Here is a 25,788-nt window from a genome sequence, read left to right as displayed (position 1 = left end):
GCCCCAGCGGCGGTGAACGGAAACAGGAGGGGCCACGCACGGCGCGTGGCCCCTCCGCCGTCCCCGGGGCCCCGCGCGGGGGCCCCGGCCGCCGTCACGCGGTGGTGGACTCGCCGAACCAGGTGCGCAGGGCCGCCTCCGGCGAGGCGTCCACGGGCTCACCGTCCACCGCCCAGGCCACCCGGCCGTCCGGGCGCAGCAGCAGCGCGGTGGCGCCCAGCTCCGGGGCCGGCTCGGCGACGGTCACCGTCACCCGGTCCGCCCAGCCCGCGACCGCCTCGCCCGGGGCGCCCGTCCCCGACAGGTCGAGGAACACCCCGCGCCCGGCGTGCAGCAGCCGGGCCAGCGACGTCGCGCCCTCCTTGGTGACCAGCGGGACGTCGGCCGGCCGGGTGCCCAGCAGCGGGTGCGGCTCCGCGCCGTCCGCCGCGCCCTCGTGGGGCAGCGCATAGCGGACGTCCAGGCCGCCGGCCATCTTCACCAGGTACTCGTTGACCTCGTCCATCCCCACCAGCTCGGTGACGATGTCCCGCAGCGGGCCGACCCGGTCCATCGGGTGCATCAGCGCCATCTGGGCGCGGGTGGTGCGGCAGGCGCGCTCGCCCACCGGGTGCCGCTCGGTGTGGTAGGTGTCCAGCAGCCCTTCGGGGGCCCGGCCGTGGAGCTCGGCGGCGAGCTTCCAGCCCAGGTTGACCGCGTCCTCCAGACCGGTGCTCAGGGCCTGCCCGCCGAGCGGGAAGTGCACGTGCGCGGCGTCGCCGGCGACCAGCACGCGGCCCGCGCGGTACCGCTCGGCCTGCCGCGTCGGGGCGTACCAGTGGTCGAGCCACCGGACGGTGCCGGTGGTCAGGTCGATGCCGGTGATCCGCTTCAGCGCCGCGTACAGGTCGTCCCGGGTCAGGGGCGTCCCAGGCGTCACCTGCCGGTCGAACTCGCCGGTCGTCACCCGCAGCAGGCCGGGCCCCGCCGGGGCGACGGTGAAGAAGCCCGCCTCCTCCTGGTGGAAGCCCAGCAGTTCGAAGAGCCTGTCGCCGCCCTCCACCGCGACGTCCCCCGTGATCCCGTGGAAGGCGCTGTCCACCCCCGGGAAGCCGATGCCCGCGAGGCGCCGCACCGCGCTGTCGCCGCCGTCGCAGCCCACCAGGTACGCGCCGCGCACGGTGGCCTCGCCACCGTCCGCCGCGCGGACCGTGACGGTGACACCCTCCTCGTCCTGCTCGACGCCCACCACCTCGGCGTCCCTGCGGATCGTCACCCCCAGCCGCGCGGCCCGCTCGGCGAGCCGCAGCTCGACCTTGGAGTGCGGCACCGCGAACGTGTACGGGTGGCGGCCCGGCAGCCGTTCCGGGTCCAGGAAGATGTGCGCGAAGTGGGCACGGGGGAACGCGAAGCCGTCCCCCGCCAGCGACTCCATCAGGCCGCGCTGGGCGAGCAGCTCCACCACCGCGGAGTTCACCGCCATGCCACGGGACCGCTCGTTCGGCGCGGGCAGCTTCTCCAGGACGATCGTCCTGGCGCCCGCGAGGCCCAGTTCGCAGGCCAGCATCATCCCGACGGGTCCGCCACCGGCGATGAGTACGGGTTCGGTCATGAGGCAACTCCTTGTCGGTACGGGGTGCCGGCGCCGGCCGCGCCCGGGGCGCCTCCGGTGCCGGTGGGCTCGGGGGCGCCGGCACCGCCGGGCTCTGTGCCGGTCAGCTCGGCGTCCAGGTGCCGGGCGAGCGCGGCCGGGGTCGGGTGGTCGAAGGGCGCGGTCGGTTCGACGGTCACTCCGGCGGCGCGCAGCCGGGTGGTCAGCTCCAGCGCGGTGAACGAGGAGAAGCCCAGGGCGAGGAAGTCGTCGTCGGGAGAGACGGACCCCGGTCCCGGGCGGCCCAGCACGGCCGCGGCCTGGGTCCGCACGAGGTCGAGCAGCGCCGTGCGCCGCTCGGCCGGGTCGAGCTCCGTGAGGCGCAGCACGGCCGGGGCGGGCGCCGCGCCGACGGCGTCCAGTACCCGGCGGGCCGCCGGGACGCCGCGCAGGACGGCCGGGGCCTGTTCCGTGCCGAGCTGGGGCACCAGGCGTTCCCAGTCGACGTCGGCGACCACCAGCGACTGCCCGGCCAGCGCGGGGGCCCGCCCGACGAGCCCGGCGAGCGCGGCCGGCGGCGCGGGGCGGATGGCCGACGGGAACGGACCCGCGGCGTCCACGGCGTCTTCCTCGGCCCAGGGCACCACCCGCAGCGAGAGCGCGGGCGCCCCCGCGGCCACCCGCCGCGCCACGAGCGCGTCGAGCGCGGCGTGTCCGGGGGCCGGGTTGCCGAGCCCCGGGACGCCGAACGCCCCCGACAGGGACGTGACGGCCACGAACAGCGGCACCTCGCCCGTGCCGGGGTCCGCGCCACCGGCGGGGCCCCGGGTGAGGGCGTCCAGGTGGGCACCGGCGACCGCCTCCGCGAGACCGCGGAGGACACCTTCGGCGTCCAGGGGGCGGGCGGCGCCGGTGCCGGCGGTGTCCGGGCCGGTCGGGCCGGTCGGGCCGGTGGCGGTGGCGGTGGCGGGGGGCGGCGTGGTGGCGTCCGGGCCGGTGGGCATGGCTCCTGCCTCGTGCGGCCCGGTGCCGGAGGCGTCCGCTCGTGCCGGTGCGGTGGCGGCGCCTGGACGGGGCGGCCCGGTGCGGGTGGTGTCCGGGCCGGTGGGGGCGGCGGGCGGCGGCGAGGTGGTGGTGTCCGCGAGGAGGGGGGCCGCGTCCGCGGGGGCGGTGCCGGTGGCGACGTGGAGGACCGCGGAGAGCGGGCGTTCCGCGGGGACACCGGCCAGCAGGTCCGCCACCGCCCGGCGGTCCGTCAGGTCGCAGGGCACGACGTCGGCCCGGTCGCCGAGGTCCGCGCGGAGCCGGACGACACCCGGGTGCGCGGCGTCAGCCGCGGCGACCGGCAGCAGCACCTTCGTCCCGTCGTGCCCCGCCGCCCAGCGCGCGACCCCGGCGGCGAGCCCGGTGGCCGCGCCGGTGACCAGCACCGTGCCGTGCGGCTGCCAGCTCTCCACGCCGGGGCCCCCGGGCAGGGCCGCGGGCACCAGCCGGCGCCCGAAGAGACCGGCCGGGCGCAGCGCCACCTGGCGCTCACCGCCGTCCGCCGCGAGCACCGCGGCAAGCCGCCCCGCGGTGCCGCGGCCGTCCGTGCGGGGCAGGTCGACCAGGCCGAGGCGGAGCCGCGGGCGGTCGGCGGCGAGCGCCTGCCCGAGCCCCCACAGGGCGCTCTGGCGGACGTCGTCCGGATCGTCCCCCGGAACGACGGCGCGGGCCCCGCGCGTGGCCAGCCAGAGCGGTGCCGTCACTCCCGCGGCGTCCAGCGCGTCGACGAGGGCGAGGGTGGCGGCGAGCAGGGGCGCGGGGTCGTCCGCAGGCGCGGGGTCGTCCGGAGACGTGGGGACCTCCGGAGACGCGGGGTCTCCCGGAGACGTGGCGGCACCGGGAGACGTGGGTGTCCCGAGGGATGCGGGGGTCCCGAGGGACGTGGCCGCACCGGGAGACGTGGGGGTCCCGAGGGACGTGGCGCGTTCCAGGGGCGCCGCATCCGCCGCCCCGCCCGCGTCCTCCCGCCCCGCCGCGTCCTGTCCCGTCGCCGCGGATGGCCGGTGACCGCCCGTCAGCGCGAGCAGCGACAGCACCCCGTCGAGGGCCGGCTCCCCGGCCAGCCGTTCCCGCAGCCGGCGGCCCAGGCCGGCGGCACCGCCAGCCCCGCCGGCACCGCCCGCGCCGAACGCCGCGCCCCCCACCGGCACCTCGAACGGCACCACACGCACGCCCTGTTCGGCCAGTGCCTCGGTCTGCGCGCCCCAGGGGGTGCCCTCCGGGACCGGCACCAGCCAGGTGCCACCGGGCCGGGCCGCGGGGGCGGCGAGCGGTTCCCAGACGGTGCGGTAGTGCCGCTGCTCCTGGCGGCGGTAGCCGGACAGCGCGGGCAGCAGCGTCTTCAGGGCCGCACGCCCCTCGCCGCCGATGCCGAGGGCGGCGGCAAGACCCTCCAGGTCCTCCCGCTCGACGGCGGCCCAGAAGCCCGCACCGGCCGCATCGCCCGCGTCCGCGCCCGTGCCGCTTGCCGCGGCACCGGTCGCACCGGATGTGCCGGGGACCGGCGCGTCGATCCAGTAACGGCGGCGCTGGAAGGCGTAGGTGGGCAGCTCGACGGTGCCGGCGCCGCGTTCGGCGAAGAACGTGCCCCAGTCGAGGGCCGCGCCCCGGGTGTGCGCGTGGGCCAGCGCCCCCAGGAACGTCTGGGTCTCCGGGCGGCGGGCGCGCAGCGCGGGCACCGGCACCGCCGCGACCGCCCCGGAGTCCCCCCGTTCCGCAGGGGCCGGGGACGCGCCCCCGGCAGTGTCGCCGGAGGCGGTGAGGCAGGCCGCGGCCATGGGGGTGAGGACGGCGTCCGGGCCCAGTTCGAGGCAGGTGGTGACGCCCTCGGCGCGCAGCGCGGCCACCCCGTCGGCGAAGCGGACCGCCTCGCGGGCGTGCGCCACCCAGTGGGCCGGGTCGGTGAGTTCCCCCGCGGTGGCCACCCGGCCGGTCAGGTCCGACACCACGGGGATGCGCGGCGCGTGGTGCGCGAGGCCCGCGGCGACCGCCCCGAACTCGTCCAGCACCGGCGCCATCCGCGGCGAGTGGAAGGCGTGGCTGACCCGCAGCCGCCGGGTCTTGCGGCCGCGCTCCGCGAAGCCCGCGGCGACCGCGAGCACGGCGTCCTCGTCGCCGGAGACGACGGTGGACGTGGGCCCGTTCACGGCGGCCACCGCCACCCGCCGCGCCGCCGCCCCGCCCGCCTTCGTCGCGTACGCGTCGAGCGCCGCCCGCACCTCGTCCTCGCCGGCCTGGACGGAGACCATCGCGCCGCCCCGCGGCAGCCCCTGCATCAGCCGGCCGCGCGCGGCGACCAGCGTGCACGCGTCGGCGAGCGTGAGCACCCCGGCGGCATGGACGGCGGCGAGCGTCCCGACGGAGTGGCCCAGCACATAGTCGGGGCGCAGGCCGTAGTGCTCGAACAGCCGGTACAGCGCGGTCTCCACCGCGAACAGGGCGGCCTGCGCATAGCAGGTCTCGTCCAGCAGGGCGGCGTCCGGGCTGCCGCGCCCGGCCCACATCACGGCCTTCAGCGGCCGCTCCAGATGCGGATCGAGCAGCGCGCACGCCTCGTCCAGGGCCCGCGCGAAGACGGGGAACGCGGCGTGCAGGCCCTGCCCCATGCCGGGGTGCTGGGAGCCCTGCCCGGAGAACAGGAACGCGAGCCGGCCGGCGGAGACGGCGCCCTGGACGACGTTGCCCGCGGGCTGGTCCGCGGCGAGGAAGCCGAGCCGCTGGAGGAACTCGTCGCGGTCCTGGGCGATGACGACGGCGCGGTGCGGGAGCGCGGCGCGGGTGGTCGCGAGGGAGCGGCCGACGTCGTCGGCGGCCAGCTCCGGGCGGGCGGCCACGAAGTCGCGCAGCCGCGCGGCCTGGGCGCGCAGCGCACCGGGGGTGGCGGCGGACACCACCCAGGGCGCCGGGACACCGGGCCCCTGCGCGGGCCGGCCGGCGCCCGGGCCGTCGGCGGCCCCCGGTCCGGGCCGTCCGGCGGCGTCCGGCGCGCCCTGCCCGGCCGCCGGCTCGGGAGTCCCGGCCGCCGCCCCAGGAGCCCCTGCCGCCGGTTCCGGAACCTCCGGTGCCGACTCCAGGATCAGGTGGGCGTTGGTGCCGCTGATGCCGAACGACGACACCGCGGCCCGCCGGGGCCGGCCCTCCGCGGGCCAGGGTGTCTCCTCGGTGAGCAGCGAGACGGCGCCCGACTCCCAGTCGACGTGCGGTGAGGGCCGGTCGGCGTGCAGGGTCCTCGGCAGCACGCCGTGCCGCATGGCCTGCACCATCTTGATGACGCCGGCCACGCCGGCCGCCGCCTGCGTGTGCCCGATGTTGGACTTGACCGAGCCCAGCCGCAGCGGCCGGTCCGCGGGCCTGTTCCGCCCGTACGCGGCGAGCAGCGCCTGCGCCTCGATGGGGTCGCCGAGGCTGGTGCCGGTGCCGTGCGCCTCCACGACGTCGATGTCCGCGGCGGACAGCCGGGCGGCGTCCAGGGCCCGGCGGATGAGCCGCTGCTGGGCGGGGCCGTTGGGCGCGGTGAGGCCGTTGCTGGCGCCGTCCTGGTTGACCGCGGAGCCCTTGATGACGGCCAGCACCCGGTGGCCGAGGCGCCGCGCGTCACAGAGCCGCTCCAGCGCGATCATGCCGATGCCCTCGGACCAGCCCGCGCCGTCGGCGTCCGCCGAGAACGACTTGCAGCGGCCGTCCGGCGCCATGCCGCGCTGCCTGCTGAACTCCACGAACAGCGTCGGCGTCGCCATCACCGTCACGCCGCCCGCGAGCGCCGTGTCGCACTCGCCGTTCCTGAGCGCCAGGCAGGCCAGGTGGAGCGCCACCAGCGACGACGAGCACGCGGTGTCGACGGTGACCGCGGGCCCCTCCAGGCCGAGCGCGTACGCGACCCGGCCCGAGGCGACGCTGCCCGCGCTGCCGTTGCCGAGCAGCCCCTCGTACTCGCCGCCGCCGGAGCCGATCAGCCGGGCGCCGTAGTCGCCGTACATCACGCCCGCGAACACGCCCGTCGGGGTGGAGCGCAGCGCGTGCGCGTCGATGCCGGCGCGCTCCAGCGCCTCCCACGCGACCTCCAGCAGCAGCCGCTGCTGCGGGTCCATCGCCATGGCCTCGCGCGGGCTGATCCCGAAGAACTCCGCGTCGAAGTCGGCCGCGTCGTACAGGAACCCGCCTTCGCGCGCATAGGACGTGCCCGGGTGCTCCGGGTCCGGGTCGTACAGCGCCGGGTCCCAGCCGCGGTCGCCGGGGAAGGCCGAGACCGCGTCCGTGCCGTCGGCCACCAGCCGCCACAGGTCCTCGGGGCTGCGCACGCCGCCCGGGTAGCGGCAGGCCATGCCGACGACGGCGACCGGCTCGCGGCGGTCCGCCTCGGCCCGCGTCAGGCGCTGCCGGGTCTCGTGCAGCTCGGTGGTCACCCGCTTGAGGTAGTCGACGAGTTTCTTCTCGTTCGTCTGGTTGGTCATCTCTCCCAGTCCCTGTGGGCCGGTGGTGGGTCCGGTGGCGCGGGCCGGTGCGGTGGCCCGCGGCCGGTCAGCCCTCGCCCAGCTCCCTGTCGATGAAGTCGAAGATCTCGTCGGTGGACGCCGCCTCGATCCGCTCCCTGACGCTGCCGGTGCCGTCGGTGCCGTCGGTGCCGGCGGCGTCCTGCGCGGCGGACCGCCCGGGCTCCGCCCAGCGTTCGGTCAGCGACCGCAGCCGGCGGCCGACGGCCGCGCCCTCGTCGCCGTCCGGCGCGAGCGCCGCGAGCGCCGCCTCCAGGCGGTCGAGTTCGGCCAGCAGCGCGGCGGCCGCGGACACCTCGCCCGGTGCGATCCCGGCCCGTACGTACCCGGCCAGCGCGTCCGCCGTGGGATGGTCGAAGACGAGCGTGGCGGGCAGCCTCAGACCGGTGACCGCGCCGAGCCGGTTGCGCAGCTCGACCGCCATCAGGGAGTCGAAGCCCATCTCCTTGAAGGCACGTTCGGGGTCGATCCCGGCGGGTGAGTCGTGGCCGAGCACCGCGGCGATCTGGGTGCGGATCGCGTCCAGCACGACGCGGTGCTGCTCGGGCTCGGTGCGGCCGGCCAGTCGCTCGGCCAGCGAGGCGCCGCCGGCCTCGGCGCGGCGGACCGGGGTGCGCACCAGGCCGCGCAGGATCGGCGGCAGCAGCCCGGCGCCGGCCTGCCGGTGCAGGGCTGCGGTGTCCAGGTGCGCGGGCAGCCGCAGCGGCTCGCCGCCGGGCGCCAGCGCCTCGTCCAGCAGCGCGAGCGCGTCGGCGGTGGCCAGCGGCACCAGACCGCCGCGGTTCATCCGGCCGCTGTCGGTGTCCTTCATATGGCCCGTCATCCCGGAGCCCTCCTCCCACAGGCCCCACGCGAGCGAGGCGGCGGGCAGGCCCGCGGCGCGCCGGTGGTGCGCCAGGGCGTCCAGGAAGGTGTTGGCGGCCGCGTAGTTGGCCTGGCCGGGCGCGCCCAGGGTGCCGGCGATGGACGAGAACAGCACGAACGCCGCGAGATCGGCCCCGGCGGTGGCCTCGTGCAGGTTCCAGGCGGCGTCGGCCTTGGGCCGCAGCACGGTGTCCAGGCGGTCCGGCGTGAGGGCGGCCACGGTGGCGTCGGCGAGCACGCCCGCGGTGTGCACGACGGCGGTCAGCGGCCGGTCCGCGGGGACCTGGGCCAGCACCCGGCGCAGCGCCTCGGCGTCCGCCGTGTCGCAGGCGGTGACGGTGACCTCGGCGCCCTCGCCGGTCAGCTCGGCGGCCAACTCCCGGGCGCCGGGCGCGTCCGGGCCGCGGCGGCTGGTGAGCAGCAGGTGCCGGGCGCCGTGCCGGGCCACCAGGTGCCGGGCCACCAGGGCACCGAGGGTGCCGGTGCCGCCGGTGATGAGGACGGTGCCTTCGGGGTCGAGGGGGCGGGTGAGGGTGGTTGTGGGTGTGGTTGCGGCTGCGGGAGTGGGTGCGGGTGTGGTTGTGGCTGTGGGAGTGGGTGCGAGTGTGGTTGTGGGAGTGGGTGTGCCGGGCGCCGCCGGCCCGGTTCCGGACGGTCCCGTGCCGGATGGCCCCGTTCCGGACGGTCCGCTTCCGGCGGGCGCTGTCGCCTCCGGTGTGGCCGTCTCAGGTGGGGCGTCGGTGCCGGGTGTGGCCCCGGCCCAGGCCGCGGTGCCCGGCGCCGGCCTGGCCAGCCGGGGCACGAACGCCCGTCCGCCCCTGAGGGCCACCTGCGGCTCGCCCGCGGCCAGCGCCGCGGCGACCGCGGCCGGCACGGCGCCGGTGTCCGCGGGGCTCGTGGTGTCCGCGGTGCCCGCACCCGGGACGCCGGCGGTGCCCAGGGCGTTCGCTCCGGCGGCTCCGGCGGCTCCGGCGGCTCCGGCGGCTCCGGCCGTTCCGGTGGCCTCGTCCGCCCCGGCCGCCTCGTCCGCCCCGTCCGTGATGTCCAGCAGCACGAACCGCTCCGGGTTCTCCGACTGTGCGCTGCGCACCAGCCCCCAGACGGCCGCGCCAGCCAGGTCCGGCACGTCCCGGTCGCCGTCCGCGGCGACCGCGCCCCGGGTGACCAGCACCAGGCGCGCGGCGGCGAACCGTTCGTCGGCCAGCCAGTCCTGGACGAGCGCGAGGGTCCCCGCGGTCGCGGCCCGTGCCGCCGCGGCGGGCGGCAGCCCCGCCTCCGCCGGGTGCGCGGCGAACACCGCTTCGGGCACCGGGTCGCCCGCCTCGACCGCCTTGCGCAGCGCCGCCAGGTCGGGGTAGGCGTCCACGCCGTCCGCCCCGTCCCGGCCGAGCCCCGCGGGCAGTTCGCCGAGCGCCGCCCACGTCCCGCGCCCGGCCCGTTCCGGGGCCGTCAGGGGCGTCCACCGGAGCCGGTACAGCGCCCCCGCGCGCCGGGCGGGCGCGAGCTGCGCCGGGTCGACGGGCCGCAGCCGCAGCGCCGCCACGGAGGCGACCGGAGTGCCGGTGTCGTCGGCGACGTCCAGCGTCACGGTGCCCTCGCCCGCGGGCGCGAGCCGCACCCGCAGCGCCGTGGCGCCGGTGGCGTGCAGCGCGACGCCGCTCCAGGAGAACGGCAGCAGCGCCCGCTGGGGCGATCCCGCCCCGGATCCGGCCACCGACAGCGCCACCGTGTGCAGGGCGGCGTCGAGCAGCGCGGGGTGCAGGCCGAAGCCGGTCACGTCGGTGTCCTCGGGGAGGGCCACCTCCGCGAAGTACACCCCGTCGGAGCCGTTCGTTCCCTCCGTTCCCCGCGGCCCCTCCGCGGCGTCCTGCCGCCACGCAGCCGTCAGGCCCTGGAAGAGCGGCCCGTAGCCGAGGCCGATCCCGGCGAACCGCTCGTACAGCCCGGCCACGTCGACCGGCGCGGCGCCCGGCGGCGGCCACGCGGTCAGGTCCGGTGGCGGGCCCCCGGGTCCCGCGGCGCCCCCGGGACCCGCGCCGTCCGCGCCGTCCGCACCAACCGCGCCGTCCGCGTCGGCGAGCAGTCCCGTGGCGTGCAGGGTCCAGGCGGTGCCGTCGGCGGCGTCCTCCGTCCTGGAGTGCACGGTGAGCGTCCGCCGCCCCGCCTCGTCGGGCGCGCCGACGACGACCTGCACCTGGATGCCGTCCTCCTCGCCCAGCACCAGCGGTGCCTGAAGGGTGAGGTCGTCCACCCGGCCGCCGCCGGCCTGTTCCGCGGCGTGCAGGGCGAGTTCGGCGAAGGCGGTGCCGGGCAGGACGACCGTGTCCAGGACGGTGTGGTCGGCCAGCCAGGGGTGGCTGCGCAGCGAGAGGCGCCCGGTCAGGACGTGCCCGTCGCCGCCCGCGAGCGGCAGCGCGGCGCCGAGCAGCGGATGCCCGGTGCCGACAAGACCCGCCGACCTGACGTCCCCGGCGCCGGCGGCCGGCTCCAGCCAGAACCGGCGGCGCTGGAACGCGTACGTCGGCAGCGGCAGCGGCGGTGCCGGCGTGCCGTCGGCCGTCCGGGCCGCCGGGAACGTGCTCGGCCAGTCCACGGCCGCGCCGTGCACGTGCGCCTGCGCCAGCGCGGCCAGGAACTCCGCGGGGCCGTCCTTGTCGCGCTTGAGCGTGCCGAGCGCGGTGGCCGCGACCGGGGCGGTCGTGCCGTCGCCGGAGCCGGTGAAGTTCTGCTCCAGGCCGAAGGTGAGCACCGGGTGCGGGCTGGCCTCCACGAACAGCCGGTGGCCGCTCGCCAGCAGCGCCCCGGTGGCCGCCGCGAGCTGCACCCGCTGCCGGAGGTTGGTGTACCAGTAGGCGGCGTCGAGCCCGGCCGTGTCCAGCTCGCCGCCGGTGACCGTCGAGTAGAACGGCACGGTCGAGGTGCGCGGCCTCACCGGTGCGAGCAGCCGGAGCAGTTCGTCCCGGATGGGTTCGATGTGGGCGCAGTGCGAGGCGTAGTCGACGGGGATCGTGCGGGCCCGCACGCCGCGGGCCCGGTAGCGGTCGACGAGCTGCCGCACGGCGTCCGGGTCGCCGGAGACGACCGTGGCGGCGGGGCCGTTGACGGCCGCGACCGCGATCCGCCCGTCCCAGCCGGCCAGGTCGGCCTCGACCTCGGCGGCACCCGCCGGGACGGACGCCATGGCGCCGGTGCCGGCGAGCGCCGTCAGCGCCCTGCTGCGCAGCGCCACGACGCGGGCCGCGTCGTCCAGGGACAGGCCGCCCGCGACATAGGCGGCGGCGATCTCCCCCTGGGAGTGCCCGATCACCGCGTCCGGCCGCACGCCGTGCGCCATCCACAGGTGGGCGAGCGAGGTCATCACGGCGAACAGCGCGGGCTGCACCACGTCGACCCGGTCCAGGTCGGCCGCGCCGGGCGCGCCGCGCAGCACGTCCACGAGGTCCCAGTCGGTGTACCGGCGGAGCGCGTCGGCGCAGGCGCCCAGGTGCTCGGCGAACACCGGGAACTGCCCCGCGGCGTCCAGCAGGTCCACCGCCATGCCCGCCCACTGCGAGCCCTGCCCGGGGAAGACGAAGACGGTGCGGCCCGGGGCGGTGGCCGCGGTGCCCTGCACCAGGTGGGCCGCGGGCTCGCCCGCCGCGAGTGCGCGCAGCCCGGCCAGCAGCCCGTCCCGGTCGCGGCCGACGACGACGGCACGGTGCTCGAGCGTCTCACGGGTGCTCACCAGCGCGTCGGCCACCTGCTCCGGGGCCGCCTCGGGGTGTGCGCGCACGTGCTCGGCGAGCCGCCCGGCCTGCGCGCGCAGCGCGTCCGCGGAGCGCGCGGAGACCGGCCAAGGCAGCACGCCCGCCGCCCGGGAGGACCCGGCGTCCCGTGCGGCGGGGGCGGCGGTGGGAGCCGTGGTGCCGGGGGAGTCCGGCGTGGGCGCCTGCTCCAGCAGCACATGGGCGTTGGTGCCGCTGATGCCGAACGCGGACACGGCGGCGCGCCGCGGCCGGCCGGTGTCCGGCCACTCGACGGCCTCGTTCAGCAGCCGCACCGCTCCCGAGCCCCAGTCGACGTGCGGCGTGGGCTCGTCGGCGCCGAGCGACCTGGGGAGCACGCCGTGCCGCAGCGCCTGCACCATCTTGATGACGCCCGCGATGCCGGCGGCGGCCTGCGTGTGCCCGATGTTGGACTTGACGGAGCCGAGCCACAGCGGCCGCTGGGGGGTGTGGTGCCGCCCGTAGGTGGCGAGCAGCGCCTGCGCCTCGATGGGGTCGCCGAGGGCGGTGCCGGTGCCGTGCGCCTCCACGGCGTCGATGTCGGCGGGCGTGAGGCCGGCGCCGGCCAGCGCCTTGGTGATGACGCGCTGCTGGGAGGGGCCGTTGGGGGCGGTCAGGCCGTTGCTCGCGCCGTCCTGGTTGACGGCGGAGTCGCGGACCACGGCGAGGATCCGGTGCCCGAGCCGCCGCGCGTCGGAGAGCCGCTCGACGAGCACCAGGCCGACGCCCTCGCCCCAGCCGGTGCCGTCCGCGCCGGCGCCGAACGGCTTGCACCGCCCGTCGGGGGCGAGCCCGCGCTGCCGGCTGAACTCGACGAAGATGCCGGGCGCCGCCATCACGGCCGCGCCGCCCGCGAGCGCCATGTCGCACTCCCCGCCGCGCAGCGCCCGGCACGCCGAGTGCAGCGCCACCAGCGACGACGAGCAGGCGGTGTCCACGGTGACGGCGGGGCCCTCGAGGCCGAGCGCGTAGGCGATCCGGCCGGAGGCGACACTGCTGGTGGTGCCCGTCAGCAGGAAGCCCTCCACCGCCGACGGGGTGCCCGCCGCGGTGGTCGCGTAGTGCTGGGCGGACATGCCGATGAACACCCCGGTCTGGCTGCCGCGCAGGGTGCTCGGCGGGATGCCGGCGCCCTCCAGGGTCTCCCAGGCGGTCTGCAGCAGGAGCCGCTGCTGCGGGTCGGTGGCCAGCGCCTCGCGGGGGCTCATGCCGAAGAACTCGGCGTCGAACAGGGCGGCGTCGTGGAGGAAGCCGCCCTCCTTGACGTAGGTGGTGCCGGGCCGGTCCGGGTCGGGGTCGAAGAGGGTGTCGAGCGGCCAGCCGCGGTCGGCGGGGAAGCCGGTGATGCCGTCGCGGCCCTCGGCGAGAAGGTTCCACAGGTCGTCGGGGGAGTGCACGTCGCCGGGGTAGTGGCAGGCCATGCCGACGATCGCGAGCGGCTCGGCGGCGTCTGTCACCGCCGTCCGCGGTACGGCCGCGGGCGTGGCCGCCGGTGTCCGGTCGCCGACCAGGTCGCCGAGGTGGGCGGCGAGCGCGGCCGCGGTCGGGTGGTCGAAGACCAGGGTGGCAGGCAGGGTCAGGCCGGTCGCGGTGCCGAGCCGGTTGCGCAGCTCGACCGCGGTGAGCGAGTCGAAGCCGAGGTCCTGGAACGGCACCTCCGGGGGCACCGCGTCGGCGGTGGTGTGCCCGAGCGCGTCCGCGATGTTCTCCCGCACCAGCTGGAGCAGCAGGTGGTCGCGGTCCGCGCCGCCGAGCCCGGCCAGGCGCTGCTGGAGCGAGGACGCGGCGGCGCGCCGGGCCGCCCGGGCGCGGGGCGCGGCGGGGCCCGCGAGGCCGCGCAGCACGGGCGGCAGGATGCCGGCGTCCGCGGCGGACCGCAGGGTCGCGGTGTCCAGGCCGGCCGGCACCAGTACCGGGCGCGGGTCGGCCAGCGCGGCGTCGAGCAGCAGGAGCGCCTCGGGGGTGGGCAGCGGCAGCAGACCGGTGCGGCCGAGCCGGGTGCGGATCGTGTCGTCGTGGTCGCCGGCCATGCCGCCGGCCTCCTCCCACAGCCCCCACGCGAGCGAGGTGCCCGGCAGGCCCTGGGCGCGGCGGTGCGTGGCGAGGGCGTCCAGGAAGGTGTTGGCGGCCGCGTAGTTGGCCTGCCCCGGGGCGCCGAGGGTGCCGGCGATGGACGAGTAGAGGACGAACGCGGCCAGGTCGTGCCCCCGGGTGAGCCGGTGCAGGGTCCAGGCGGCGTCGGCCTTGGGCCGCAGCACGGAGTGCAGCCGCTCGGGTGTGAGGCCGGCGACGGTGGTGTCGTCCAGGACGCCCGCGGTGTGGACGACCGCGGTCAGCGGGTGGGCGTCGGGGACGGCCGAGAGGAGGTCGCGGACGGCGCCGGGGTCGGCGGCGTCGCAGGCGGCCACGGTCACCTCGGCGCCGAGCGAGGTGAGGTCCGCGGCCAGTTCGGCGGCGCCCGCCGCGTCCGGGCCCCGGCGGCTGGTGAGCAGCAGGTGCCGGGCGCCGTGCCGGGTGACGAGGTGCCGGGCGAGCACCGACCCGAGCGCGCCGGTGCCGCCGGTGACGAGGACGGTGCCCTCCGGGTCCAGCGGGCGCGGCAGCGTCAGCGCCAGCTTGCCGGTGTGCCGGGCCTGGCTCATGAACTTGAACGCCTCCGGCGCCTGGCCCATGTCGAACGCCAGCACCGGCAGCGGCCGCAGCACCCCGGCGTCGAACAGCTCCCCGAGCGTCGCGAACATCTCCCGCATCCGGTCGGGACCGGCCTCGATCAGGTCGAACGCCTGGTAGCCGACGCCGGGGTGGGCCGCCGCGACCTGCTCCGGGTCGCGGATGTCGGACTTGCCCATCTCCAGGAACCGGCCGCCGCGCGGCAGCAGCCGCAGCGAGGCGTCCACGAACTCGTGGGCGAGCGAGTCCAGGACGAGGTCGACGCCCGCGCCACCGGTGGCGGCGAGGACGCGCTGCTCGAAGTCGAGCGTCCGGGAGTTCGCGATGTGCGCCTCGTCCAGGCCCGCGTCGCGCAGCACGCCCCACTTCGGGGTGCTGGCGGTGCCGAACACCTCGGCGCCGAGGTGCCGGGCGAGCTGGGTGGCGGCCATGCCGACGCCGCCGGCCGCCGAGTGGATCAGGATCCGCTGCCCGGGCCCGAGCCCGCCCAGGTCGACCAGGCCGTAGTACGCCGTGAGGAACGCGATGGGCGTGGTGGCGGCCTGCGCGAACGTCCAGCCGTCCGGGATCCGGGCCAGCATCCGGTGGTCGGTGACGGCGGTGTCCGCCATGCAGCCGCTGAACAGCCCCATCACCGTGTCGCCCGGGGCGAGGCCGGTCACGCCGGGCCCGGTCCCGGTGACGACGCCCGCCGCCTCGCTGCCGACGAGGGCCGTGCCGGGGTACATGCCGAGCGCGATGAGCACATCGCGGAAGTTCAGGCCCGCGGCGCGCACCGCGATCCGCACCTGGCCCTCCGCCAGGGGGCCGGCGACGTCATCGGCGGGCACCACGGTGAGGGCGTCCACGGTGCCCGGCGTGGCCACGTCCACCCGCCAGGGCCCGCCGCCCGGCGGCACGGCCAGCGCGGGTGCGGGGGCCTTCGCGAGCCGGGCCACCCGCGGTGCGCCGTCCCGGACGGCGACCTGCGGCTCGCCGCAGGCCAGGGCGGCGGGCAGCGCGTCCAGGTCACCCGGGGCGCCGGCGGGGTCCGGGGCGTCCGGGGCGCCGGTCCCGTGGGCGCCGCCCGCGCCCGGCTCCAGGTCGACCAGGACGAAGCGGTCCGGGTTCTCCGTCTGCGTGGACCGCAGCAGGCCCCACACCGACGCCGCGGCGGGGTCCGCCACGGGCTCGCCGACCCTGGTGCCGACGGCTCCCCGGGTCACCACGGCCAGCCGCGCCCCGGCGGTTCCGTCGCCGTTCAGCCACTCCTGGACGAGGCTCAGCGCCCGCACCGAGGCGTGGTGGGCGCCGGCCGCGAGGTCGCCGTCCCCGCCGCCGGACGGGCAGAGGGCGACCACGACGTCCGGCACGGGCGCGCCGGAGCGGACCGCGGCCCGCAGTGCCGCCAGGTCCGGGTAGCCGTCGCCGTCGACCCCGGCGGGCACCGGGGTGCCCTCGCCGAGCACGGCCCAGCGCCCCGGGGCGGCCGCGGCACCGGAAGCGGGCCCCGTACCGGCCGCCGGCGCGGGCACCCAGTCGAGCGTGAGCAGCGCGTCGTGCCCCGTGGCCCGCGCCGCCGCGAGCTGCCCGGCGCTGACCGGCCGGGCGGTGAGCGAGCCGACCGTGGCGACCGGCCGGCCCTGCGCGTCGGCGGCGGTCAGCGCCACCACGTCCTGCCCGGTCGCCGAGACCCGCACCCGCAGGAGACCGGCGCCGGCGGTGTGCAGGGCCACGCCCGACCAGGCGAACGGCAGCTTCGGCCGCCGCTCACCGCCGTCCGGCTCCTCGTGCAGGACGGCCGCCTGGAGAGCGGCGTCCAGCAGCGCCGGGTGCAGGCCGTAGCGGGCCGCGTCGGTGTCGTCGTCGAGCGCCACCTCCGCGTAGACGTCGCCGCCGAGCCGCCAGGCGCCGCGCAGCCCGCGGAAGTGCGGCCCGTAGGCGAGGCCGATCGCGTCGAAGTGCTCGTACAGACCGTCGACGTCGAGCGCGGTGGCGCCTGGTGGCGGCCAGGCACCGGTGGCGAACGCGGTGTCCGGGGCGGCGGGCACGGTGCCTGCCGCGGGCGCGAGCAGACCGGTGGCGTGGCAGGTCCAGGCGCCCGCCTCGCCGGACTCCGGCTGCTCGCCGCCGGGGTGCGGCCGCGAGTGGATGGCGACGGGCCTGCGGCCGGCCTCGTCGGGGGCGTCCACCTGCACCTGGACCTGCACCGCGTCCCGCGCCCCGAGCACCAGCGGTGCCCGCAGCGTCAGCTCGGCCAGCTCCGGGCAGCCGACGTGCTGGGCGCCCTGGAGGGCGAGCTCGACGAAGGCGGTGCCGGGCAGCAGGACGCTGTCCAGGACCACGTGGTCGGCCAGCACCGGGTGGGTGGCCAGTGAGATCCGGCCGGTCAGCAGGTGGACGTCGCTCCCGGCGAGCGAGACCGCGGCGCTCAGCAGCGGATGGCCGACCGCGCCGAGACCCGTCGCGGACAGGTCGCCGGGCACGGCGGTGACGTCCGGCCAGAACCGGCGCCGCTGGAACGCGTACGTGGGCAGCCCGACCCGCCGCGCGCCCGGCAGGAGCGCGGCGAAGTCGACGGTGTGGCCGTGCACATGGAGGCCGGCGACGGCGGCCATGAGGGTGCGCGCCTCGTCCCGGCCGCGCCGGCAGCTCGCCAGCAGGGTGGGCCCCGGGGCCGGGGTGCCGGTGGTGTCTCCGGCCAGGGTGTCCCTGGCCCCCGGGTCCGCGGTGAGGCAGGCGGCGGCGAGGGCCGTGAGGGTGGCGTCGGGGCCGAGTTCCAGACAGGTGGTCACGCTGAGGCCCGGCAGCGCCGCCACGCCCTGGTGGAAGAGGACGGCCTCGCGGACGTGATCGGCCCAGTAGCCGGCGGTGCGCAGCCGCTCCGGGTCGGCGAGGGCGCCGGTGAGGTTGGAGACGACGGGGATCCGCGGCGCCTGGAAGTCGAGCCGCTCCGCCACCCGGCGGAACTCGTCGAGCATCGGCTCCATACGGGCCGAGTGGAAGGCGTGGCTCACCGTCAGCCGCCTGGTCTTGCGGCCCTGCCCGGCCCAGTGCGCGGCGACGGCGAGCACGGCATCCTCGGCGCCGGAGATCACGGTGGCGCGGGGGCCGTTCACGGCGGCGACGTCGACGCCCGGGTGCCCGGCGAGCGAGGCCCGCACCTCGTCCTCGGCGGCCGCGAGCGACACCATGGCACCGCCCGCGGGCAGCTCCTGCATCAGCCGGCCGCGGGCCGCGACCAGCGTGCAGGCGTCGTCCAGGGAGAGCACACCGGCGACGTGCGCGGCGGTCAGCTCGCCGATGGAGTGGCCGATGACGCAGCCCGGGGTCACGCCCCAGTGCGCGAGCAGCCTGAACAGCGCCGTCCCGAACGCGAACAGCGCGGCCTGGGTGTACACGGTCCGGTCCAGCAGCGCCGCCTCGGCGCTGTCCGCGGCGGCGAACATGACCTGCTTCAGCGGCCGGTCCAGGTGTGTGTCGAGCCGGCCGCACACGTCGTCGAGCGCGGCGGCGAACACCGGGTACGTCTCGTACAGCTCCCGGCCCATGCCGGGCCGCTGGCTGCCCTGCCCGGAGAACAGGAACGCCACCCGGCCGGCCCGGCCCGCCTTCCCGGCGTGGCCGCCCGGCGCCGTGGCGGCGCCCCGCACCAGGTGGGCCGCGCTCTCGCCGGCGGCCAGCGCGGCCAGGCCGGTGCGCAGGTCCGCGCCGTCCGCGGCGACCACGGCGGCGCGGTGCGGGAAGTGGGTGCGGGTGGTGGCGAGCGAGAACGCCAGGTCCGCCAGGGCGTCCCGGGTGCCGGTCGCGGCGGCCGCGTCCAGCAGTCGGGCCGCCTGCTCCCGCAGGGCCTCCTCGGTGCGCGCCGAGACCACCAGCGGCAGCGGCCCGCCCGGCCGTCCGGCGCCGGCCCGGTCGGCGGGGGCCCGGTCGGCGGGAGCCGCGGTCCCGGCCACGGAGGAGCCGTCCGCGGTGTCTCCTCCGGCGGTGTCTCCTCCGGCGGTGTCTCCGCCGCCGGTGGCTTCCTCCGCCGTGGTCCCGTCCGCCGAGGTTCCGCCCGCCGTGGCTCCGCCCGCCGTGGTGCCGTCCGTGCCCGCCGCCTCCGCGGGTGCGGGCGGGGCCTCCTGGAGGATGACGTGGGCGTTGGTGCCGCTGATGCCGAACGACGACACCGCGGCGCACCGCGGGTGGTCCGTCTCCGGCCACGGCCTGGCCTCCGTCAGCAGCCGTACCGCGCCTGACTCCCAGTCGACGTGCGGCGACGGCTCGTCGACGTGCAGCGTCCTCGGCAGCACCCCGTGCCCGATGGCCTGCACCATTTTGATGATGCCGGCGACACCGGCCGCGGCCTGGGTGTGCCCGATGTTCGACTTGATCGAGCCGAGCCACAGTGGCCGGTCGGCGGGGCGGTCCTTGCCGTAGGTGGCGAGGAGCGCCTGTGCCTCGATGGGGTCGCCGAGGGTGGTGCCGGTGCCGTGGCCCTCCACCGCGTCCACGTCCGCGGGGGCGAGGCCCGCCGCGTCCAGGGCCGCACGGATCACCCGCTGCTGGGAGGGGCCGTTGGGGGCGGTGAGGCCGTTGCTCGCGCCGTCCTGGTTGACGGCGGTGCCGCGGATCACCGCGAGCACCGGGTGCCCGTTCCGGCGCGCGTCCGTGAGCCGCTCCAGCAGCAGCACGCCCACGCCCTCGCCCCAGCCGGTGCCGTCCGCGGCACCCGCGAACGCCTTGCACCGGCCGTCCGGCGCCAGCCCGCGCTGCCGGCTGAACTCGGTGAAGATGGTCGGCGTCGCCATCACCGTCGCGCCGCCCGCGAGCACCATCTCGCACTCGCCGCCGCGCAGCGCCTGGCAGGCCAGGTGGGTCGCCACCAGCGACGCCGAGCAGGCGGTGTCCAGGGTGACCGCGGGCCCCTCGAAACCGAGCGCGTACGACACCCGGCCCGAGACCACGCTCGCCGAGTTGCCCGTCGCCAGGTACCCCTCGACGGCGTCCAGGTGCCCGAGCAGCAGCCGCGCGTAGTCCTGGCCGTTGGTGCCGGTGAACACGCCCACCGGGCGGCCTTTGAGGTCCGCGGGCACGATGCCGGCCCGCTCCAGCGCCTCCCAGGAGGCCTCCAGCAGCAGCCGCTGCTGCGGGTCCATCGCCAGCGCCTCACGCGGGCTGATCCCGAAGAACTCCGCGTCGAACGCGTCCGCGTCCGCGACGAACGCGCCCTCGCGCGCGTAGGTCTTCCCGGTGCTGTCCGGGTCCGCCGCGTACAGCGCCTCGGTGTCCCAGCCGCGCGCCGCGGGGAAGGCACCCATGGTGTCGGTGCCGTCCGCCAGCAGCCGCCACAGCTCCTCCGGGGAGCCGGCGCCGCCGGGGAAGCGGCAGCTCATCGAGACGATCGCGATCGGCTCGTGCTCCCTGGCCTCGGACTCCCGCAGCCGGCGGTTCGCCCTCTTGAGGTCCGCGGTCGCACGCTTGAGGTAGTCGCGCAGCCGCGCTTCGTTCACGGTGGCGGCCTGTCCGCCCGGCACAGCATTCATCGGATCTCATCTCCGGAGATACCGAGCTCGTTGTCGAGGACGTCAAAGAGCTCTTCGTCGGTCACGGACGCCATGTCGTCGGCGTAGTCGGCATAGTCGGCGGGTGCGGCGGGTGCGGCGGGGCCGGCGTCCGCGGGGCCGCCCGCTCCGGACGTGGCCCCGGCGGCGTCGGACAGCTTCCTCAGCAGCAGGCGCAGCCGCGCGGTCGCCTTCGTGTGCGCCTCGTCGCCGGGCGGGATCGCCAGCAGGGCGCGTTCCAGGCCCTCAAGGTCGGCCAGTGCCCTGGTGTGCGGCCCGTCGGCGCCGGAGACCAGCTCGTCGCGCAGGTACTCCGCCAGCGCCGCCGGGGTCGGGTGGTCGAACGCCATCGTGGCGGGCATCCGGTGGCCGGTGGCCGTGCCGAGCCGGTTGCGCAGCTGCACCGCGAGCAGCGAGTCGAAGCCCAGGTCCTTGAAGGCCCGCTCCGGGTCGACGGCGCTCGCCGAGGCGTGCCCCAGCACCGCCGCCACCTGCCCGCACACCACGTCGAGCAGCATCTCCCGCTGCTCGTCCGCGGACCGCCCGGCCAGCCGCCGCGCCAGCGAAGGCCCCCCGCTGCCGGCCCGCCGCGCCGGCACCCGCACCAGCGCACGCAGCAGCGGCGGCACACCCGCGACGCCCGCCCCGGCGTGCAGCGCGGCCAGGTCGAGCCGCACCGGCAGCTGGAGCGCGGGGCCGCCGCGTAGCGCCGTGTCGAACAGCGCGAGCCCCTCGTCCGCGGCGAGCGGCACGACCCCGCCGCCCACCAGCCGCTCCCGCGCCGCGCCGGCCAGCTCCCCGGACATGCCGCCCGCCGCGTCCCACAGCCCCCACGCCAGCGACAGCGCGGGCAGGCCCAGCGCGTGCCGGTGCTGGGCGAGCGCGTCCAGGAAGGTGTTGGCGGCGGCGTAGTTGGCCTGGCCGGGGTTGCCGAGGGTGCCCGCCGCCGAGGAGAACAGCACGAACGCCTTCAGGCCGGCGTCCCGGGTCAGCTCGTGCAGGTGCCAGGCCGCGTCCGCCTTCGGCCGCAGCACCGCGTCCACCCGCTCCGGCGTCAGCGAGGTGACCACCGCGTCGTCGAGCACCCCGGCCGCGTGCACCACCGCGGTCAGCGGGTGCGCCGCCGGCACGCCGGCCAGCAGCCGGGCCAGCGCGCCCCGGTCGGCGGCGTCGCAGGCCGCGACGGTGACGTCGGCGCCGAGACCGGTCAGCTCCGCCGTCAGCTTCCGCGCCGCCTCGCTGCCCGGGCCCCGCCTGCCGGTCAGCAGCAGGTGCCGCACCCCGTGCTCCGTGACCAGGTGCCGGGCCACCAGAGAGCCCAGCAGCCCCGTGCCGCCGGTGATCAGCACCGTGCCCTCGGGGTCGGGGCCGGCCGGCCCCGCAGGTCCCGCGGGCTCGGCGGCACGCGTCAGACGCGGTGCGAACAACGCCCCGGCCCGCACCGCGACCTGCGGCTCCCCGCAGGCCAGCGCCGCCGCCAGCGCACCCCGCGAGGTGGCGGGGCCCGCCGCGCCGTCGAGGTCCACCAGCACGAAACGGTCAGGGTGCTCCGCCTGCGCGGACCGCAGCAGCCCCCAGGCCGCCGCACCCGCCAGGCCGGCCACCTCGTCACCGTCCCGCACCGCCACCGCGTGCGAGGTGAGGACCACGAGCCGCGCCCCCGCCACCCGGTCGTCGGCCAGCCAGTCCTGAACGGCCGTCAGCACCCGGTGGACGGCGGTGTGCGCCGCCGCGGCCGGGTCGGCGGCACCGGGCGTGTCGTGATCGAAGGCACTGGAGGTGTCATGATCGTCGGTCCCCGAGGCGCCGTGACCGCTGGTGCTGGTCGTGCGGTGATCGTCTGTGCCGGACGCGTCGCCCCGCAGCAGCACCCACTCGGGCGCCGGCGCACCGGCCTCCAGCGCGGCGCCCAGCGCGGCCACGTCCGCGTACACCGGCACGTCAGCGCCCAGACCGGCGCGGCCGAGCGCACCGCCGCCCAGCGCGCCGCCGCCCGCCACACCGCCGCCGAGCGCGTCCGCGTCGCCCAGCACCGCCCAGGCCGCGCCGCCCGCCGCCGGGCGGCCCGGGGCCGCCACCGGCAGCCACTCCACCTGGAACCGCGCGTCCTGCCGCGCCGCACCGCGCCGCACCTGCTCCGGCGAGACCGCCGCCAGCGCCACCGACTCCACGGTCGCCACCAGCGCACCGTCCGCGTCCGTACAGCGCACGCTCACCGCGCCGGGACCCGCCGGCCGCACCCGCGCCCGCAGCCGTGCCGCACCGGTCGCGTACACGGTGACCCCGGTCAGCGCCCCCGGCAGCCGGGGCCCGGCCTGCCCGCCGGCCGCGCCCGGCGCACCGAGCAGCACCGGGTGCAGCACCGCGTCCAGCAGCGCCGGATGCAGCCCGAAGCCGTCCGTGCCGACGTCCTCGGGCAGCCCGACCGCCACGAACAGCTCGCCGTCCCGCTCCCACGCCTCGTCCAGCCCCTGGAAGACGGGACCGTGGCCGAGCCCCGCCGCCACCAGCCGCTCGTACACACCGTCCACGTCCACGGCCCGCGCCCCGGCGGGCGGCCAGCTCACGTCCGCGCCCGGTACCTCGCCGGACCCCTCGCCCGGCTCCCCGGCCGGCGCCTCGCCGACCGGGGCGAGCACCCCGGTGGCGTACCGGCGCCACGGCGCGTCGTCCACGCCCTCCGGCCGGGCGTGCACCGCCACCGGCAGCCGCCCTTCCCCCGGCGCCTGCCCGTCCCCGCCGCGGCCGACGGTGACCCGCACCTGCACGCCGCCCTGCTCCGGCACCACCAGCGGAGCATCCGGCTCCAGCCGCTCCAGCCGCGCACAGCCGACCCGCCGCCCGGCGTGCAGCGCCAGGTCCGCCAGCACTCCCACGGGCAGCACCACCGTGTCCAGCACCGCGTGGTCCGCGAGCCACGGCTGCGCCGCCAGGGCCAACCGCCCCGTGAGGACCACACCCTGCCCGTCCGGCAGGTCCACCGCGGCCCCCAGCAGCGGATGCCCGGCCTCGTCGAGCCCCGCGGCGAGCGCGTCGCCGGCCGGCGGGACGGCGTCGATCCAGTAGCGGCGCCGCTGGAATGGATAGGTGGGCAGGTCCACGGCGTCTCCGACCCGTCCCGGACCGCCGAGGAACGTCGGCCATGCGGGGCTGGTGCCGTGTGCGTGTGCGGTGAGGACGGCCCGGGTGAGGGCCGCTGCCTCGGGTTGGTCGTGGCGGAGGGCGGGGATGGCGACGGTCGGTGTGGTGGTGGGGTTGGTGTCGGGGTTGGTGAGGGTTTCGGTGATGAGGCTGGTGAGGACCGGGTGGGGGGTGAGTTCGAGGTAGGTGGTGGTGTGGTGGTCGTGGTGGAGGGTCGTGATGCCGTCGTGGAAGCGGACGGGTTGGCGGATGTGGTCGGTCCAGTAGTGGGGTGAGGTGAGTTGGGCGGTGGTGGCGGTGGTGCCGGTGAGGTTGGAGATGACCGGGGTGCGTGGGGGGTGGTAGGTGAGGTTTTCGGCCACGCGTCGGAATTCGGGGAGGGCGGTGTTCATGTGGGGGGAGTGGAAGGCGTGGCTGACGGTGAGGCGGGTGGTCTTGCGGCCTTTGGTTTTCCAGTGGTCGGCCACGGTCAGGACGGCGTCCTCGTCGCCGGCGATGACGACGGAGGTGGGTCCGTTGACGGCGGCGATGGTGACGCGCTCGCCGTCGTCGGGGAGGGTGGCGCGGACTTCGTCTTCCGTGGCCTGGATGGCGACCATGGCCCCGCCCCCCGGTGCGTTCTGCATGAGGCGGCCGCGTGTGGCGACGAGGGTGCAGGCGTCTTCCAGTGAGAGCACGCCTGCGAGGTGGGCGGCGGTGAGTTCGCCGATGGAGTGGCCGATGAGGTGGTCGGGGCGGATGCCCCAGTGTTCCAGTAGCCGGAACAGGGCCACTTGGAATGCGAAGAGGGCGGTCTGTGTGTAGCGGGTCTGGTCGAGCTGCGCCGCGTCCGCGGAGTCTTGGGCCGCGAACATGATGTCTTTCAGGGGTTGTTCCAGTTGTGGGTCGAGGTGTGTGCAGACCTCGTCCAGGGCGGCGGCGAACACCGGGAAGGTCTCGTAGAGTTCGCGTCCCATCCCCGCCCGCTGGCTGCCCTGTCCGGACAGGACGAACGCGACCTTGCTCGCCGGTGCGGTCACGCCCTGGATGACACCGGCGGAGGGGCGGCCGTGGGTCAGGGCGTCGAGGGCGGCCAGGAAGCCGTCGCGGGTGCCGTCCGCCGGGCTCACCGCGGCGCGGTGGGGGAAGTGGGTGCGGGTGGTGGCCAGTGCGCGGGCCACGGCGGCCGGGTCCAGTTCCGGGCGGGCGGTGACGAACTCCCGCAGCCGCGCGGCCTGGGCACGCAGCGCCTCCTCGGTCTTCGCCGACAGCACCCAGGGCGCCACCGGCACGGCAGACGCGGCAGGGTCCCCGGCCGCCGACGCTTCCGACGCTTCCGCCGTGTCCTCCGGCGCCTCCAGGATGACGTGGGCGTTGGTGCCGCTGATGCCGAACGAGGAGACGGCGGCCCGGCGCGGCCGGTCCGTCTCCGGCCACGGTGTCTGTTCGGTGAGCAGCCGGACGGCACCGGCGTCCCAGTCCACGTACGGGGACGGCGTGTCGATGTGCAGGGTGCGGGGGAGGACGCCGTGCCGCATCGCCTGCACCATCTTGATGATGCCGGCGACGCCCGCGGCGGCCTGCGTGTGCCCGATGTTGGACTTCACAGAGCCGAGCCACAGTGGCCGGTCGGCGGGGCGGTCCTTGCCGTAGGTGGCGAGGAGGGCCTGTGCCTCGATGGGGTCGCCGAGTCTGGTGCCGGTGCCGTGCGCCTCGACCACGTCCACGTCGGCGCTGGTCAGGCGGGCGCTGGCCAGGGCGGCCTGGATGACGCGCTGCTGGGCGGGGCCGTTGGGGGCGGCGAGCTGGCTGCTGGCGCCGTCCTGGTTGACCGCCGAGCCGCGCACCACCGCCAGCACCCGGTGGCCGTTTCGCCGGGCGTCCGAGAGCCGCTCCACGAGCAGCATGCCGACCCCCTCGGCCCAGCCGGTGCCGTCGGCCGCCGCCGCGAACGCCTTGCAGCGGCCGTCCGGGGCGAGGCCCCGTTGCCTGCTGAACTCGATGAAGGTCCCCGGTGACGCCATCACCGTGACGCCGCCCGCCAGGGCCATTTCGCACTCGCCGTTCCGCAGCGCCTGGCAGGCCAGGTGCAGTGCGACCAGCGACGACGAGCACGCCGTGTCCACGCTGACGGCGGGCCCCTCCAGGCCGAGCGTGTACGAGACCCGGCCGGACGCCACGCTGTAGGCGCTGCCGGTGCCGATGTGGCCCTCGAACGCCTCCGGGGTGCGGTCGTACAGCCGCCCCGCGTAGTCCCCGTACATGATCCCGGCGAACACGCCGGTGCGGCTGCCCCGGAGCGCGGCGGGCGCGATGCCCGCGCGCTCCACCGCCTCCCACGACGCCTCCAGCAGCAGCCGCTGCTGCGGGTCGACCGCCATCGCCTCCCGCGGGCTGATGCCGAAGAACTCCGGGTCGAAGTCGCCCGCGTCGTGCAGGAAACCACCCTCGCGCGCATAGCTCCTGCCCGTGCGGTCCGGGTCCGGGTCGTACAGCCCGGCCACGTCCCAGCCGCGGTTCGCGGGGAAGCCGGAGATCGCGTCCACGCCCCCGGCGACCAGCTCCCACAGCTCCTCGGGCGTGCTGACGCCGCCGGGGTAGCGGCAGGCCATGCCCACGATCGCGACCGGCTCGCGCGCGGTCCCGGTGAGCCGCCGGTTCGTCTCGCGCAGCCGCTCGTTCTCCAGCAGAGACGCGCGCAGCGCCTCAACGACCCGCTCGGAAGGCGTACTCGTCATCAA

4 protein-coding genes are annotated in these 25,788 nt (G+C 77.5%); all 4 read right to left on the bottom strand.

Features of this window, described 5'->3' with window-relative positions; all coding sequences use genetic code 11:
- Nucleotides 1-94: 94 nt before the first annotated feature.
- Nucleotides 95-1,591: an FAD-dependent monooxygenase gene (locus ACSMXW_RS10340; RefSeq protein WP_485805460.1), complete on the bottom strand. Its 1,497-nt coding sequence runs from the start codon at nucleotides 1,589-1,591 to the stop codon at nucleotides 95-97.
- Complete coding sequence (locus ACSMXW_RS10335) at nucleotides 1,588-7,065, bottom strand: beta-ketoacyl synthase N-terminal-like domain-containing protein (protein WP_485805458.1); 5,478 nt, start codon at nucleotides 7,063-7,065, stop codon at nucleotides 1,588-1,590. The genes ACSMXW_RS10340 and ACSMXW_RS10335 overlap by 4 nt, the downstream gene beginning before the upstream one ends.
- Nucleotides 7,066-7,132: 67 nt before the next feature.
- Nucleotides 7,133-19,876 (bottom strand): SDR family NAD(P)-dependent oxidoreductase, encoded by a 12,744-nt coding sequence (locus ACSMXW_RS10330; protein ID WP_485807932.1) that lies wholly within the window; start codon nucleotides 19,874-19,876, stop codon nucleotides 7,133-7,135.
- A 29-nt stretch (nucleotides 19,877-19,905) separates the two neighbouring features.
- A complete protein-coding gene (locus tag ACSMXW_RS10325) occupies nucleotides 19,906-25,788 on the bottom strand; it encodes a type I polyketide synthase (RefSeq protein WP_485805456.1) in 5,883 nt (1,960 codons plus the stop codon).

It is taken from the genome of Streptomyces sp. DSM 116793, assembly GCF_057320905.1.
The sequence above is the reverse complement of the archived record's forward strand: the minus strand, read 5'-3'. Positions and strand labels throughout refer to the sequence as shown.